The organism is Streptomyces sp. AC627_RSS907, from assembly GCF_019049165.1.
The window spans coordinates 1-554 of the sequence record NZ_JAGMUE010001521.1 but is presented as its reverse complement, the minus strand read 5'-3'; the positions used below and the strand labels follow the sequence as shown (position 1 = coordinate 554).

At 69.0% G+C, this 554-nt stretch carries 1 pseudogene; it reads right to left on the bottom strand.

Annotated features, from left to right (window positions below):
* Positions 1-262 (bottom strand): annotated as a pseudogene (locus KUM32_RS42790) (glutamate dehydrogenase); the annotation flags it as partial.
* Positions 263-554: the final 292 nt, after the last annotated feature.

The window sequence follows — 554 nt, the reverse complement described above, 5'->3', positions numbered from 1 at the left end:
GGCCAAGGGCGCTGTTGAACTCGACGAGGAACCCCCGGTTGACCTGGACCCGTCCGCGGTCGTCCTGCCACGGCACGCGGAACATGACCTGGCGTTCCGGCTCACACAGCCGCTCGATGAGTCCTGCTTCGGCGTACCTGGGGTGGGCCGCGAGCACCGGCGCCAGGGTCTCCAGGACCTCGTGCACGGCCTGGTGGAACTCGGGCTGGGCCGGGTTGCGCTGCTCGATCTCGGTCAGGAGGGTGCCGAGTACGCTCTGCATGTCGGATCGCGTCGCCACAGAATGCCTTTCTGGCGCGGCTGTGACCGGTGCCGGCAGGAGTGTGACTCGCTTGGGCCCGGTCCATCGGTGAGCGCTCGGCGCCATTGCCGCACGCGGGGCAAAGTAAGTGTGACGCCCATATAAACATCTTGACTAGTACCTGGGTCCGGCCACCCAGCATATGAGACCCCACACGAGGTGATAGGGCACCCACCCTGGTGGCGGCCGGGGCGAGCGGCGGGCCGCGTACCGCGCGCGACCGCCTCGGCATCGCGCCGCGAGCGAGCCCTGC